The sequence below is a fragment of the Planktotalea sp. genome, from assembly GCF_039984035.1.
Lineage (GTDB): Bacteria > Pseudomonadota > Alphaproteobacteria > Rhodobacterales > Rhodobacteraceae > Planktotalea.
The window spans coordinates 1-14014 of the sequence record NZ_JBDWVM010000185.1; the positions used below are offsets into that span (position 1 = coordinate 1).

14 protein-coding genes and 1 tRNA gene are annotated in these 14014 nt (G+C 54.1%); 4 read left to right on the forward strand and 11 right to left on the reverse strand.

Annotated elements, in window-relative coordinates; all coding sequences use genetic code 11:
* Positions 1-23: 23 nt before the first annotated feature.
* Genes ABJQ89_RS08465 through ABJQ89_RS08485 form a run of 5 tightly spaced genes read right to left on the reverse strand, consistent with a single transcriptional unit; the run spans position 24 to position 4724 of the window.
* On the reverse strand, positions 24-569 hold the full coding sequence (locus ABJQ89_RS08465) for a DUF3833 domain-containing protein (RefSeq protein ID WP_348495812.1): 546 nt from the start codon (positions 567-569) through the stop codon (positions 24-26).
* A complete protein-coding gene (locus tag ABJQ89_RS08470; RefSeq protein ID WP_348495813.1) occupies positions 569-1792 on the reverse strand; it encodes an MFS transporter in 1224 nt (407 codons plus the stop codon). The genes ABJQ89_RS08465 and ABJQ89_RS08470 overlap by 1 nt, the downstream gene beginning before the upstream one ends.
* Positions 1792-2286, reverse strand: a complete 495-nt coding sequence (locus tag ABJQ89_RS08475; RefSeq protein ID WP_348495814.1) for a hypothetical protein — start codon at positions 2284-2286, stop codon at positions 1792-1794. The genes ABJQ89_RS08470 and ABJQ89_RS08475 overlap by 1 nt, the downstream gene beginning before the upstream one ends.
* Positions 2279-3436 (reverse strand): cyclopropane-fatty-acyl-phospholipid synthase family protein, encoded by a 1158-nt coding sequence (locus tag ABJQ89_RS08480; RefSeq protein WP_348495815.1) that lies wholly within the window; start codon positions 3434-3436, stop codon positions 2279-2281. Before ABJQ89_RS08480 ends, ABJQ89_RS08475 begins: the two co-directional genes overlap by 8 nt.
* A complete protein-coding gene (locus ABJQ89_RS08485; protein WP_348495816.1) occupies positions 3375-4724 on the reverse strand; it encodes an FAD-dependent oxidoreductase in 1350 nt (449 codons plus the stop codon). The genes ABJQ89_RS08480 and ABJQ89_RS08485 overlap by 62 nt, the downstream gene beginning before the upstream one ends.
* 122 nt (positions 4725-4846) lie before the next feature.
* On the opposite strand from ABJQ89_RS08485, the gene ABJQ89_RS08490 reads away from it, so the two are divergent.
* On the forward strand, positions 4847-5614 hold the full coding sequence (locus ABJQ89_RS08490) for a DUF1365 domain-containing protein (protein ID WP_348495817.1): 768 nt from the start codon (positions 4847-4849) through the stop codon (positions 5612-5614).
* A complete protein-coding gene (locus tag ABJQ89_RS08495; RefSeq protein WP_348495818.1) occupies positions 5611-6336 on the forward strand; it encodes an SDR family NAD(P)-dependent oxidoreductase in 726 nt (241 codons plus the stop codon). The genes ABJQ89_RS08490 and ABJQ89_RS08495 overlap by 4 nt, the downstream gene beginning before the upstream one ends.
* Positions 6337-6345: 9 nt before the next feature.
* On the opposite strand, the gene ABJQ89_RS08500 is transcribed toward ABJQ89_RS08495, so the two are convergent.
* The 4 genes from ABJQ89_RS08500 to ABJQ89_RS08515 all read right to left on the reverse strand — a co-directional run bounded on the left by ABJQ89_RS08500 (position 6346) and on the right by ABJQ89_RS08515 (position 8888).
* Positions 6346-6981, reverse strand: a complete 636-nt coding sequence (locus ABJQ89_RS08500; protein ID WP_348495819.1) for a ChrR family anti-sigma-E factor — start codon at positions 6979-6981, stop codon at positions 6346-6348.
* Positions 6982-7611, reverse strand: a complete 630-nt coding sequence (locus ABJQ89_RS08505) for a sigma-70 family RNA polymerase sigma factor (protein WP_348495820.1) — start codon at positions 7609-7611, stop codon at positions 6982-6984.
* Between the two features lie 213 nt (positions 7612-7824).
* Positions 7825-7899: transfer RNA gene (locus ABJQ89_RS08510), tRNA-Asn, on the reverse strand.
* 65 nt (positions 7900-7964) lie between these two features.
* Positions 7965-8888: an MBL fold metallo-hydrolase gene (locus ABJQ89_RS08515; RefSeq protein WP_348495821.1), complete on the reverse strand. Its 924-nt coding sequence runs from the start codon at positions 8886-8888 to the stop codon at positions 7965-7967.
* Positions 8889-8929: 41 nt separating this feature from the next.
* On the opposite strand from ABJQ89_RS08515, the gene ABJQ89_RS08520 reads away from it, so the two are divergent.
* Positions 8930-10249 (forward strand): ATP-binding protein, encoded by a 1320-nt coding sequence (locus tag ABJQ89_RS08520; protein ID WP_348495822.1) that lies wholly within the window; start codon positions 8930-8932, stop codon positions 10247-10249.
* Between the two features lie 83 nt (positions 10250-10332).
* Here ABJQ89_RS08520 and gltA read toward each other — a convergent pair whose 3' ends face one another.
* Together gltA and gltX are read right to left on the reverse strand one after the other, a co-directional pair.
* Positions 10333-11631 carry a citrate synthase gene (gene gltA / locus ABJQ89_RS08525; protein ID WP_348495823.1) on the reverse strand — a complete coding sequence of 433 codons (1299 nt, stop codon included), beginning with the start codon at positions 11629-11631 and terminating at the stop codon, positions 10333-10335.
* A 75-nt stretch (positions 11632-11706) separates the two neighbouring features.
* Positions 11707-13116 (reverse strand): glutamate--tRNA ligase, encoded by a 1410-nt coding sequence (gene gltX / locus ABJQ89_RS08530; RefSeq protein ID WP_348495824.1) that lies wholly within the window; start codon positions 13114-13116, stop codon positions 11707-11709.
* Positions 13117-13200: 84 nt separating this feature from the next.
* Here gltX and ABJQ89_RS08535 point away from each other — a divergent pair.
* On the forward strand, positions 13201-14014 hold an 814-nt coding region (locus tag ABJQ89_RS08535; protein ID WP_348495825.1), incomplete at its 3' end, for a ComEC/Rec2 family competence protein.

Here is a 14014-nt window from a genome sequence, read left to right on the forward strand (position 1 = left end):
CGTCTTTGCAGAGGCGGTGGGTTTTATTGTGGCCGCATGGTCGCGACGAGTTCCGCAACCTTCAAGCCGAATTTGCGCATTTCTGATTTGTTCATGATCGCACCATCTGCGGTCAAATACATCCAATCAACCGCTTGCAGGACATGTCCTCCAGCATCTTTCGGGAGGATGATTTGATAGCTCAGTTTCACGGTTGAGCCTGAAATCACCCCTTGTGCCTCGCCAACCAAGTCATCGGCAGTCGCGGTGAACGTGTTGTTCGGGCCAAGTTTCAAGAACCATTTCCGATTTTGCACTTTGCCGTTGGAGTAGGTGAATTCTTCGCTCAGAGTTCCCGTGTCTCCATCCCATTTGCCAACCATTTTTGCCACGAAGCTATTGGTCATCTTTCCGTTGGGGCCAAAGATCAATCCTTCGGACAGGATTTCACCCGACAGGTGTTTCTTGAGATCGAACTGCGGGCCCGTGCCCGCATAATCCGCCGGAACTTGGGATCGGAAGCTGAAAATGTAGGTCTTTGCGATCATTGCAGCGATCACAAACAGCAGGCAGGCTAGGACAAGTTTCATCACAATGATCTTTCTGTAGGCAAGCGCAGCGCGTAAACGAAGGCCGCAGTTTTGAGGAAGCAGGGGAGAACGGCATAGGCGATCACAAGCGCGCCAAGCGCCTCGGTTGAGTTGTCACCAGAAGGGGTGAAACCGCGCGCCTCAAGCAGGGGCAGGGCGATTGCTGCGGCAAGGGCCAGCGCGAGCTTTCCAGCGAACGACCAGATGCCGAACGCTGTCGAAGCGCTTAGGCCCGCTTTGGTCAGTGCGATGCTAAAGAGGGCTGGCAGAAGGACCATATCGGCGCCGAGCGCTGCGCCAGATGCGATGCAAATCAAAGCAAAACCAACGGCATTGCCGGGCGTTAAGAAGGCCGCGCCAACGAAGCTCGCAATCGCGAGGGGCATCGCGATCAAAAGCGTAGGCTTGGCCCCGATCTTGTGCGAAATGAACGTCCAGACTGGAACACTGAGACCAGCAGATAAAAAGAACAAGACGAGCAGGGGACCTGCGAGTTTGGGCAGGGCTAAGTAGTCTTGTACAAAGAACAAGAACAGCGTCGAGGTGAGGGCAACGGGCAAGCTGTTCAGCACTGCGAGTATTAGCAGTTTGATCGCCCCAGCGTCCGCGAGCCTCGCGAAACTTAAAGGGCTGCCTTGAATGACAGGGCGCTTCCACAGAGTGCGGGTGAGCAGGGCAGTAACTACGGCGACCGCACCAAGAAACAAACCAAATGTACCGTAACCTTGCCCGCTCGCGCCGAGGGCGATGAAGATCGTAGGGGCGAGCGCTGCAAGGATCACGCCAAGCAACATTCCGCTTTCACGAAAGGCAGCCAGCGTCATCAAATCGCGCGGCTCTGGCGATTTGGCAAGGCTCGCGCTGCGCCCGTAAAGCAATATCATCCCTAGGCTATAGGCTGAAAAGAGCAACATTAGGATTAGGATCAGTTTGGGCAAAACAAGCGCCCCAGCTTTTAGCGTAAAGAGCAGCGGAAAACCGATAGCTAAACCTGCGGCCGCGCTTAAGGCGAACCAGAGCTGCGCGCGCGGCCGTTTATCCACGACCCAGCCAATGAGCGGATCTTGGATAAGATCAAAGAGCCGTATCGCCAGCAAAATCGCACCCAAAGTGCCAAGCCCGATCCCCAAAGTGGTCGAGGCAAACTGTGGCAGATGAATATAGAGCGGTATGCCAGCTGATGCGAGCATCAGGGCATACAGGCTGACCCGTGGATAAAGCATCATTGTCCCAATAGCGCCCGTGTAAAACGCTGCGATCGACTGTCTGTGCTAAGGAAAACAGACATAAACCCGTCTTTGATCCCTTGCCCGGACAAGGTGCACACGGCGCGCCCATTGCGCCAGAACTGCACTTTATTTGCGCCTTGGGTGACCGCGAGATACTGATCGCCCGGTTGCACAGCCTTATAACAGGCCTCCAATTTAGCGCGGCTCGGAAGCGGCTTTCGAATGCGTTTCATTTCGCGCAGTGTGGCCTCAACCAAATCATACTGCGTGAGCGAACGCTTATATGTCAGCTCAAGCGCAAAATCGTCGGACCAATCCAGCGCAGCGCCGTTCTTTGTATAAAGACGCGCATCGTAAAGTTGGAAACCAAGGTATCGGAACGTGGATTCCCCGCGCAGCTTTGCGCCGGGCAAGACTTTGTCCACGCTCGATGCCAAAGCGGTTGCCGCACTGAGGCACAAGAGAAGGGCGAGCGAAATGCTACGCATGGGCCAGCTCGACCTGGACTACATTCGTGTGTCCAATCGCAAAGGATGCTGCGCAAATCTCAAGGTAATACTGCCAATTGCGGAAGAAATTCTCGCCATAACCTTGCTCCATAATCTTGCGCTTTTGCGCGGCAAGGCGCTCTGCCCAGATGCGGCAGGTCTTGCCGTAGTCCTGACCAAAGGCAAAGTTATCTTGAACCTTTAGGCCCGCAGATTGCGCTTGCTCTGCGATGATCTTATCGGACAACAACATACCGCCGGGAAAGACATATTGGCGGATGTAGTCAGACGATGTGCGATAGGTTTCAAAGAACTCATCGCGCACCGTGATGGCCTGCAGCATCACGCGCCCCCCCTCTGCGAGGTTCTTTTTCAGCGTGTCGAAATAGCTTGGCCAATAATTCTCGCCCACCGCTTCGATCATTTCGATTGAAACGATGTTGTCGTATTTACCGTTGATATCGCGATAATCGCGCAGCTGGATATCAGCGCGTCCATCAAGGCGGCAATCGGCATAACTGTGTTGATTGCGCGAGATCGTTACGCCGGTCACATCGCGCCCTTCGCTGCTAGCATGTTCGGCAAAACCGCCCCAGCCACAGCCGATTTCCAGCACGCTTTCGCCGGAATTCAAACGCGATAGAACACGATCATTCTTGCGGGTTTGCGCGCGGGCTAGATCATCGCCGCCATCGTTAAAGATACCTGATGAGTAGGTCATGCCCTCATCGAGCCACAGCTGATAAAATTCATTGCCCACATCGTAATGCGCGCGGATGTTCTTGCGCGAACCGCGTTTGGAATTGGCGCGCAGTACACGATCCACCAAACGGAACTTCGCTTTGTTAAATGCGCTGGCCTGATCGTAATTGCCCAGATGCTCACGGTTAAGCATTGCAACGGACATCAAACCTTCAACTGAGGGTGTGTCCCACAAGCCTTGCACGTAAGCTTCGCCCAAACCCACCTGACCATGCGCCGCCATCGCGGACACAGCAGCCCAATCATTGATCTGCATTTCCGCTTCTGGACCGCTGTCACCGAATTGATAACGCGCGCCATCAGGCGTGCGCAGCGTCAGTTGACCTTCACGCAGTTGGGCGCAGGTCTCTAGAAATTGCGAGGTCATGGCTTTGTTCGTCAATGTCATGGTGCAGGCCTTTTGTGCTGTGAGTGGAAGGTGTGTTCATCATGCGAACAATGCGCATGGCGCTGGCAATGCCATCTTCGTGAAAGCCGTGGCGGTTATACGCGCCAGCGAACCACGTGTTGTTCTGCCCTTGCATCGCGCGGATTTCGCGTTGTGCGTTCAGGGCAGGTTTGTCGAAAACCGGATGGGAAAATTCGACGCTGTCATAGACTTTATCTTCAGGGATGGGGCGGGACGGATTGAGCGTCACAAACAGTGGATCGCTTTCGGGGATATTCTGCAAACGGTTCATCCAGTAGGTCACGCCAACACCGCCATCTTGCGAACGATAGGCCCAGCTGGACCAGCATTTGCGCCGCTTGGGCATTTGTCCCTCGTCGCAATGCAAGACCGCAGTGTTGGGCTGATAGCGGATCGCGCTCAAGGCGGCGGCTTCTGCAGGTTTTGCATCTTCGCCTAGAATGGCGAGCGCTTGGTCCGAGTGGCAGGCAAAGACGATATCATCAAAGCTTTGCACGTCATGGCCTTGAGCAATCACGTTAACAGCTCCGCCTGTGCGCGCGACCTTTTCAATGGGCGTGCCCTTGAATATGGCGCACCCGCGCGCATCAAGCGCGTCTTCAAGGCGGCGCACGTATTCGATGCTGCCGCCGTCCACTGTCCACCATTGGTGCTGACCGGTGCCAGCCAGCAAAGCGTGATTGCGAAAGAAATTCACGAGCGATTTGGCGGGAAATGCATTCACGTCTGTGACGGGCGTGGACCAAATCGCACCGCACATGGGCATCAAGTAATTGTCGCGGAACCATTGGCCGAGGCCAAGCTCATCCACCAACTCGCCGATGGTTTTGTCATCGTCCTTCGCAGCAGCCTCAGCCTCTTTACCAAAGCGCAGGATATCGGCGACCATTTTGTAGAACTGTGGGCGCACCAAGTTGCGCTTTTGGGCCGAAATAGCGGCGAGGCTGTTCAAACCATATTCGATCTTGCCGTCATCGATGCTTGCACAAAAGCTCATCTCGCTTTTGATCACAGGCACATCAAGATCACGGAACAGCCGCGTCAGATAAGGATAAGTCGCATAGTTGAAGACGATAAAACCTGTATCAACAGGTTGATCCCCGTTCTTTCCAGCCAGCACAGTGCGCGCATGACCGCCTAATCGCGGAGCCGCCTCATAGAGCGTGACATCGTGGTGCGCGGACAAATAATACGCTGCTGACATCCCTGAAATGCCGCCTCCGACGATTGCGATCTTACGTCGCGAGCCTTGGGTTTGATCCAACATGCGGTCCTCATTATCGATTGTATTTGAAGGGAATACGCGGGGGATCGGGGATCGGATCACTTCAGTCATTAGAAAATTGTGTTTCAAGTGATCCAGACGCGGCTCGCGCGCGTAGTAATAGTATGATCCAGCTTGTCTCCGCCCAAACCTATCACGCCCGTAAAGGCAGCCTTAAAAATGCGTTTCGCTACGGCGTTGACTACGTGTTGAGCGATATGAGCAAAGGCGCGCCGCCGCTTTTGTCGCGCAATCGGTTCAACCTGTTTTCCCTGCGTGATCGTCATCATGGCGGCCCACGCGGCGCAGGACACGGCGTGCGTTGGTTTCACGACGAACTGGTCCAACGGGGGTTCCCGACTGAAAACGCAGAACTGCTCCTTTTGACCCAGCCGAGCTTTCTTTGGTTCCATTTCAATCCCGTCAGTTTCTGGATCGCGGTGATCGATGGCACGCCAAGGGCGTTTATTGCGGAGGTGAACAACACGTTTGGGCATCGCCATTGTTATTTCTGCGCGCACGACGATTTTCGCCCTATTGAACGCGATGACGCCATCGAAGCTGAAAAATTGATGCATGTCTCACCGTTTCAAAAGGTGGAGGGGCAATATCGCTTCAATTTTGGCATGACCAATGAGGCGTTTAACATTCGCATTTCATACGAAAATGGCGATCAAGGTGTGGTCGCGACCTTGAATGGAATGCGCACACCCGCAAGCACAGCCGCGCTGGCAAAGGTTGCAGTGCGCCGCCCGTTCGGTGCGATCCGCGTCATTGCGCTGATCTATTGGCAAGCGCTCAAGCTTTGGATCAAAGGCGCACCGTTCATGCGCAAACCTGCACCGCCAGAGCCGCTCGTGTCCGATAGCAAACCCACAAGGAGCCCAACATGATTGCTTTTGAGGGAAGAACCTATTGGCTCATTGGTGCGAGCGAAGGTCTTGGCCGTGAACTTGCCAAACGGCTGGTTCAATCTGGCGCGCATGTGATCCTGTCTGCGCGATCAGCGCAGCGACTGACCGAGCTTGCCGACGCACTCGGAAATGCGACGGCCTTGCCTTTGGATGTCACGGATAGCGCGTCTGTTGAGCTGGCCTTTAAAGAAGTCGGCGACATTGACGGGGTGATTTATAATGCGGGTGTCTACGATCCGATGCGCACGCAGGATTGGGAGAGTGACGCGGCCCTAAAGATGCTGGATGTGAATTTCACGGGGGCCATGCGCGTTCTAAGCCACGTTGCCCCACAGTTTGCCAAAGCGGGCAGGGGCGACATCACTTTGATCGGTTCGCTCGCAGGGTATCGCGGATTGCCTGCTGCGATCGGTTATGGTGCGAGCAAAGCCGCGTTGATCAGCCTCGCGGAAACGATGCGCTTTGATCTGCGAAAAAGTGGCGTTACCGTGCGGATCATCAATCCGGGTTTCATCAAGACACGCCTGACAAACAAGAATGATTTTTCGATGCCGCAACTCATGTCTGCAGATGTTGCAGCCAATCATGTTATGAAAGCGATGGAGCGCACGCGGTTCCGCACAGATTTCCCGCGCCCGTTTTCATGGCTCATCAGGGCTGCGGATCGCCTACCTGATTGGCTCGTCTACCGAGGCGGTTAGATCGCCCCTTTAAATCCTAAAGAGTGGTTGCAGCAAACGCGGGATTAAAGCGTTAAAGCGCAAAGGCGCATCTGTCGCGGCCAAGCAAATGCAAGGATCGCCCGCATCTGCAATCGGCGTGTGCTCTAGATCCGTATCGCCAATTTCAACATCGCCACGCGCGAACCGACCAGTTTCATCGCTAAAGCTGCCCTGAAGGACCAATGTCAGCTCAAGCCCGTTATGAGAATGATCAGGCACCGCTTGACCCGCGGGAATATAGAGTAGGCGAACTGAGCCGCTGCCTTCTTGCGCCAAAATGCTCTGTTTCACGCCCATTCCGAGGCTTTTCCAGCGAGGTGGCTTCCCTTTCAAGGCCTGCATGACAGGACCGGGGTAAACCCCCTTGGCGTCATAGACTGGCTTGGGCGTAACGGGCTCATCCAAGAGCGCCATCATATTGTTTTTCATATCCGCAGAAATCGCGATTTCATCGCTCTGTTCAATCAAAGCGCCACCAACTGTTTGATGCGCGCCAAGCGCGGCGCGGCACTCTGTGCAAACCGAAATATGGCTTGCAACGACCATGGCAAATGGTTGAGGCAGATTGCCAGACGCGTAGGCCGCGATCATTGAGTCCGGGATATGGTGTGTGATTGCAGACATCTAGCGCAACCCCTTCAATTCTTTACGCAATCGGCTCAAGCCAAGGCGAATTCGTGATTTTACTGTTCCAAGCGGGAGACCCGTTTGATCGCTTATCTCTTTGTGGGTTAGATCACCGAGATACGCTTTTTCGATTATTTCTTTTTGATCGGGCTGAAGCTGCTCGATCGCGCTTTTTAGCTGCGAGGCCTCTTGATCAAAGGCCAAAATATGGCTGGCATCCGGTTCTACTGCGGGCTCATGCGTGAGCTCATCAGGAATGGGACGGTTTTCTTTACGCACGATATCGATGTGTCGGTTACGAGCGATCTGATAGATCCAAGCAGACGCTTGTGCGCGGTGCGGATCGAACATCGATGCTTTGCGCCAAACGGTTAACATTACATCCTGAACAATCTCTTCGGCTTGCGCTGCGCCTGTGCCACTTCGCATGACAAATCCCTTCAAACGCGGGGCCAGGTGGTCAAAAAGTTGACTAAACGCATCGCGATCCCTGTGATCACGCACTGCAACAAGCCAGACCGTCAGCTGAGACGTTTCTTGCTTTGGTTGCGGCACAGGTAATCCAGTCTTCGGGGGCGCAAAATTGGAAGAGCGTCCAGTGGGATGTTGTAATTCAAGTGCAATCATACTCCGACTACGGGAGCGTGCAAACTTTGGATCACCGTATTAAGGAAAAAAGTTGCGAGGGTGCGAGTTTTGCCGAAACGAGAAATCGAAACTAGGCTTGCTGAGGCTACTGGAGCAAAACGTGCCTCTTTCTGATTTGGATGTATTCTGAGGTGGCTTAGTGCCCAATATAAACAAAGCCTCAGCAGTTTCCCGCTAAGGCTTTGTTTATATTGGCTCCGGCGGTAGGGATCGAACCTACGACAAATTGATTAACAGTCAACTGCTCTACCGCTGAGCTACGCCGGATCACTTCGGGCGATATAGCAATGGTGATTTGCGGCGTCTAGAGGCTTTTGCAACAAAACTCGAATTTATTTTGGTAAAGGCGCAGAGCGTTCAAAGATCGCGTCTTCGTTCGGTGCATCTTTTCTCGTAACCATTTGTTTTCCTTCAAGATCAATGAGATGCGCAAAGACGTTGCGCGTTGCAGCGGGAATGAGCGCAGGCGGGGTATCGGCATAAATCGCTTCTGCGATTTGACGTGCGGCGCTTGGTGCAATCGTTAACTGATCAAGGATCTGAGCCTCTCGGCCTTTTCTGTGTCCAATGAGCCATTCTATGCGCGCCAACGGCTCGGTGATCGGGGCACCATGACCAGAATGCATGATTCTTGGCTTGAGCGCGTGCATCTTTTCGCAAGAGGCCATGAAGTCAGTCAAATCACCGTCGGGTGGGGATACCAAGGAACTGGCCCACCCCATAACCAAATCGCCGCAAAACAATGTATCTTCCCAAGCAAAGCACATGTGATTGCCCATGTGACCCGGGGTGTGCCACGCGGTGAGGCGTTGATCACCGGCTTCATATGTTGTGCCGTCCTCCAACAAAATATCGGGCGCGAACGTTGGGTCGATGCCCTCGCCGCCGCTGTTCATGCCTGCGGCGACACAGGCCAACATGGCGTCGCTGCGCCCCGCGCTACTTGGGCCAAAGGCCAAAATAGGTGCTCCCGTCGCTTCTGAGAGTGCTTTGGCCAAGGGCGAATGATCCATGTGCGAGTGGGTCACAAATATATGCGTGATGCGCTGATCTTTGGAACAGGCGCTGAGAATTGCCTGTAAATGAGCATCGCTCGCCGGACCGGGGTCGATCACTGCAATCTTTTGCGCGCCAAGCAAGTAAGTATTCGTGCCGCGATACGTCATGGGCGAGGGGTTATCAGCAACGATCCGGCGCAGATGAGGCGCAAGTGTTTCGGGCACACCGATAGGTGGGTTGAAGTCTTCCAGTGCCATATGCTCTTTCCTTCGCCTGCACGTCGTGCGTAGGTTATGGCATGTCTTTTGCTTGGCTCAAACGTTATATGCCGCGCAGCCTATATGGGCGTGCAGCACTCATTTTGGTTCTACCGGTTGTCACCTTGCAACTGGTGGTTTCGGTTGTCTTTATTCAACGCCATTTTGAGGGCGTCACGGAGCAAATGAGTAGCAGCGTCGCGCTTGAATTGCGGTACTTGCTGGACGAAATGCAAGAACGCGATAGCAAAGCTGAGGCTTTGATCGCAGTGAAGGATATCGCGCGTAATTTGCAGTATAACATTCAGTATGTCAGCGAGGCTCTGGTCCCCGAAACGACAATTCGTCGATGGTATGACTTTTCGGGCATCGTTGTAGAGCGTATTTTGGATGAACGTTTGGTTGAGCTGCAAGTGGTTGCGATGCCGGATGATCGCCAGATTTATGCCTATGCGCGCACGGAGTTGGGCCCCGTTCAAATCGGTTTTGATCGGTTGCGCGTGTCGGCGTCCAACCCGCATCAGCTCTTGGTGAATATGCTGTTTTTCGGCGTTCTGATGACGGTGATCGCCTATTTCTATTTGCGAAACCAGCTTCGCCCGATCACCCGTTTGGGCCGCGTCGCTGAAGCGTTCGGGCGCGGGCAGACTTTGCCCTACACAGCATCTGGCGCCGTGGAAGTGCGCGCGGCTGGCAATGCTTTCCTATCGATGCGGGCACGGATTGAGCGACAGATTGAGCAGCGCACGATGATGCTCTCTGGGGTGAGCCATGACCTGCGCACACCGCTCACGCGACTGAAGCTGGGTTTGTCGATGCTGGATGACGATGATCGCGAGCCATTAGAGCGCGATGTTGAAGATATGCAGCGGCTTCTGGATGAATTTCTGAACTTTGCGCGCGGCAGCAGCGAAGGCGAACAGGTCATGTGCGATCCGCTCGCGTTAACCCAATCCGTTGTCGAGGACGGGGTACGCGTGGGAACCAACGTTCATATGAAAGTAAGCGAAACGGGCAGCGATGTTATGCTCAATCCCTTATCCATTCGCAGGGCCTTGGAGAACCTGATTGGTAATGCTGTACGTTATGGGAATACAGCGGCGGTCTCGGTTTTGCGCTCTGAGAAAACGGTGGTCTTTCGGGTCGAAGATGACGGCCCCGGTCTGCCGGAAGAACAATACGGCGCGGCTGTGCGCCCGTTTGTACGGCTGGTGCCCGCGCGCAATCAGGATAAGGGAACGGGCGTTGGCCTAGGCCTTGCGATTACCAATGATATTGCACGCGCCCATGGGGGCACATTGCGCTTTGGTAAGAGTGGCACGCTTGGCGGTCTGCGCGCAGAAATCGTCATCGGCGCTTAGGCTTTAGACGGGTTTAACATTGAGCAAAGAAAAAGCGCCCACCCCGTGAAGGGCAGGCGCTTTTGTCATTTCTAGTCGCCGACTTAGCGGTTTTCGATGTCGGAATACGCGCGCTCGGTTTCGCCTAGGTACAGCTGGCGTGGACGACCGATTTTGTTCTGTGGGTCGCCAATCATTTCTTTCCACTGGCTGACCCAACCCACTGTGCGGGACAGGGCGAAGATCGGTGTGAACATGGACGTTGGGAAGCCCATCGCCTCAAGAATGATGCCGGAGTAGAAATCGACGTTCGGGAAGAGTTTTTTCTCTGCAAAATACGGATCGGCCAATGCGGCTTTTTCCAACTCTTTCGCAACTTGCAAGATCGGGTTGTTTTCAACGCCGAGCAATTCGAGAACTTCATCCGCAGATTGCTTCATCACTTTGGCGCGTGGGTCAAAGTTTTTGTAGACGCGGTGGCCAAAGCCCATCAGGCGGAATGGATCTTCTTTGTCTTTCGCGCGGGCGATAAACTCAGGAATACGATCCACGGTGCCAATTTCTTGCAGCATTTCGAGGCAAGCTTGGTTCGCGCCGCCGTGTGCAGGACCCCAAAGGCAAGCAATACCAGCCGCAATACATGCAAACGGGTTCGCACCAGAAGAGGACGCAAGACGTACAGTAGATGTAGAAGCGTTCTGCTCGTGGTCCGCGTGCAGCGTGAAGATACGGTCCATCGCACGAGCGAGGATTGGGTTCACTTCATATTCTTCACAAGGCACAGCAAAGCACATGCGCAGGAAGTTGGACGCGTAATCAAGGTCGTTGCGTGGGTAAACGAATGGCTGACCAATCGTGTACTTATACGCCATCGCAGCAATCGTCGGCATCTTCGCGATCATGCGAATAGATGCAACTTCGCGCTGCCAAGGATCATTCACATCTGTGCTGTCAGGGTAGAACGCTGACATCGCGCCAACAACGCCTGTCATAATCGCCATTGGGTGCGCATCGCGGCGGAAGCCACGGAAGAAGTTGTTCATCTGCTCGTGCACCATCGTGTGGTGTGTCACGCGGTGTTCAAAGTCTTCAAGTGCAGCAGCTGTCGGCAATTCGCCGTACATCAGCAGATAGCAAACTTCGAGGTAGTGGGATTTTTCAGCAAGCTGATCAATCGGGTAACCACGGTGCAAAAGCTCACCTTTGCCACCATCGATAAAGGTGATCGTGCTGTCGCAGCTCGCAGTAGACGTGAAGCCAGGATCATATGTGAAAACGCCCGCCTGACCGTAGAGTTTGCGAATGTCGAGAACATCCGGACCAGCAGTCGGTGAGTAGATTGGTAGTTCAATCTCTTTGTCATCAATCGTCAGCGTAGCGCTGCGTTTAGCAGTGTCAGACATATTTTTCCCTTTTCAAATCGACCTGGCGCGCGGACCGCGATCAGGCTCATGTATCGTTGAGGTATTACCGAAGTCTTACCCGTTTGGATTGGCCGCATCCTTGATACGGGCAATCGATTCCTCTTTGCCTAAAACAAGCAACATATCAAATACGCTTGGTGTTACGGCGCGCCCAGCGAGAGCTGCGCGCAAGGGGCCAGCCATCTTGCCGAATTTCGTGTCATTCGCTTCCGCGAACTCGGCAGTGACCGCCTCTAAAGCGTCTCGTGACCAGCTAGCATTTTGCAAATGCGGCGTCAACGCGTTCAGTATACCACGGGATACAGTATCCAGTGCTTTGCTTGCTTTTTCATCTGGTTGGATCGGACGATCAACCAAGACAAATGTAGCTTTATCAATGAGTTCTGGGAAGGTTTTCGCACGTGCCTTTAAGCTCTCAAGGGCTTTTGACAAAAGCGCGATTTTTGTGTCGGACATTGCGTCATTGCCGATAACGTCCCAAAATGCCAAAAGTTCTTGCTGCAAAGCAGCATCATCTGTGGTTGCAATATGCTGACCACAGAGGTGCTCCAACTTTTTCGTGTCAAAACGCGCCGGCGATTTGCCAATCCCATCCAGATCGAACCACTCTTTGGCCTGAGCGTCGGTAAAGAATTCATCATCCCCATGGCTCCAGCCCAGGCGCGCCAAGTAGTTGCGCATGCCCGCCGCAGGATAACCCATACCTTGGTATTCTTGCGCGCCCAATGCGCCATGACGCTTGGACAGTTTTTTGCCGTCAGGTCCATGAATAAGCGGAATATGTGCCCAAACGGGGACGTCCCATCCCATGGCTTCGTAGATCATCATCTGGCGTGCAGCGTTGCTCAAATGATCGTCTCCGCGAATAACATGGGTGACCCCCATGTCGTGATCATCCACAACAACGGCCAACATATAAACGGGCGTACCGTCCGAGCGTAACAGAATCATGTCGTCGAGCTGCTCATGCGCGATTTTCACATCGCCTTGTACTTCGTCCTTGATGACCATCGTGCCGCCTTGCGGAGCCTTGATACGAATAACAAAAGGTGCATCAGGATGTGTGCTCGCATCCGCGTCGCGCCATGGGCTGCGATAGAGGGTAGATTTGCCTTCGGCGCGCGCGGTCTCGCGAAAGGCTTCGATCTCGTCTTGTGTGGCGAAACACTTGAACGCTTTACCCGCAGCGAGCAATTCATTCGCGATCTCAGCATGACGCGCTGCGCCCTCAAATTGGCTGATCACATCCCCATCATGATCAAGCCCCAGCCAAGCCATGCCCTGCAAAATGGCATCGGTCGCCTCTGGCGTGGAGCGCGCGCGATCGGTGTCTTCGATTCGCAGCAGGAACTTGCCTCCACGGCCGCGGGCATAAAGCCAGTTGAACAAAGCGGTACGCGCCCCGCCGATATGGAGATAGCCCGTTGGGGAAGGGGCAAAACGAGTGACAACATCAGCGGACATAGCGCGATTAACCTTTCGGTAAGCATAATTTGGATAGAGTTGAGCACCTGATATCTATCAGCGCGGGCGAGGACAAGGACCAGCATGAAGCGCAAGGAGCATTGGCGCGACGCCCTGAATGCGGAAATGGGCCAAGGATTTGTCTGGACGCCCGTTATCTTTGCGCTTGGTATCTTGCTGTTCTTCTCTGTGCCGTCCGAACCTTCAACCCTGCATTATTGCGCAACAACAGGGCTTTGTATCGTGGGGATTATCGCATTTAGACACACGTCTTACGAACTGCGCCCTTTGTTTTGGTGCATCACGCTTGTTGCCGCTGGCTTTTCGATGGCCGCTTGGCGCACAACTTGGATAGCGGAGCCTGTTCTTGACTGGCGCTATTATGGTCCGGTTGAAGGTCGGGTGATCGGGTTGGATCGTTCTGGGTCAGGCGCGATGCGGGTGACCTTGGATCAGGTCGCATTAGGCAACCGTTCAGCGCAACAAACGCCAGCACAAGTGCGCATTTCCTTGTTTGGGAGCGATGCAGAGCAGCGCCCGGCGGCTGGCGCGCGGGTTATGACGACAGCCCATCTATCACCGCCCTCAGGTCCAGCAGAACCGCATGGCTTTGATTTCCAGCGCCATGCATGGTTCGAACAATTGGGCGCCTTGGGATACACGCGCGTTCCGCTTTTGCTGGCTTCGCTTGATCAGGATGTTGATCGTTTCTTTGCTGCGCGTCTTGCACTATCAGATCGCATACGGAAACACCTTGAAGGTCAAACAGGGGCTTTCGCCGCTGCTTTGATGACAGGGGATCGGAGCGAGCTTTCCCAGAAAACCCTAACCGATCTTCGCCACAGCAACCTTGCCCATCTGCTAGCGATTTCTGGTTTGCACATGGGTCTATTGGTTG

Bases quoted from the DNA above. Each gene is read 5' to 3' on its own strand.
- ABJQ89_RS08480 (WP_348495815.1), bottom strand. From the start codon at position 3,436: ATGACATTGACGAACAAAGCCATGACCTCGCAATTTCTAGAGACCTGC.
- gltX (WP_348495824.1), bottom strand. From the start codon at position 13,116: ATGTCCGCTGATGTTGTCACTCGTTTTGCCCCTTCCCCAACGGGCTAT.
- ABJQ89_RS08515 (WP_348495821.1), bottom strand. From the start codon at position 8,888: ATGGCACTGGAAGACTTCAACCCACCTATCGGTGTGCCCGAAACACTT.
- gltA (WP_348495823.1), bottom strand. From the start codon at position 11,631: ATGTCTGACACTGCTAAACGCAGCGCTACGCTGACGATTGATGACAAA.
- ABJQ89_RS08520 (WP_348495822.1), top strand. From the start codon at position 8,930: ATGTCTTTTGCTTGGCTCAAACGTTATATGCCGCGCAGCCTATATGGG.
- ABJQ89_RS08495 (WP_348495818.1), top strand. From the start codon at position 5,611: ATGATTGCTTTTGAGGGAAGAACCTATTGGCTCATTGGTGCGAGCGAA.
- ABJQ89_RS08490 (WP_348495817.1), top strand. From the start codon at position 4,847: ATGATCCAGCTTGTCTCCGCCCAAACCTATCACGCCCGTAAAGGCAGC.
- ABJQ89_RS08500 (WP_348495819.1), bottom strand. From the start codon at position 6,981: ATGTCTGCAATCACACACCATATCCCGGACTCAATGATCGCGGCCTAC.
- ABJQ89_RS08470 (WP_348495813.1), bottom strand. From the start codon at position 1,792: ATGCTTTATCCACGGGTCAGCCTGTATGCCCTGATGCTCGCATCAGCT.
- ABJQ89_RS08485 (WP_348495816.1), bottom strand. From the start codon at position 4,724: ATGTTGGATCAAACCCAAGGCTCGCGACGTAAGATCGCAATCGTCGGA.
- ABJQ89_RS08475 (WP_348495814.1), bottom strand. From the start codon at position 2,286: ATGCGTAGCATTTCGCTCGCCCTTCTCTTGTGCCTCAGTGCGGCAACC.
- ABJQ89_RS08505 (WP_348495820.1), bottom strand. From the start codon at position 7,611: ATGATTGCACTTGAATTACAACATCCCACTGGACGCTCTTCCAATTTT.
- ABJQ89_RS08465 (WP_348495812.1), bottom strand. From the start codon at position 569: ATGAAACTTGTCCTAGCCTGCCTGCTGTTTGTGATCGCTGCAATGATC.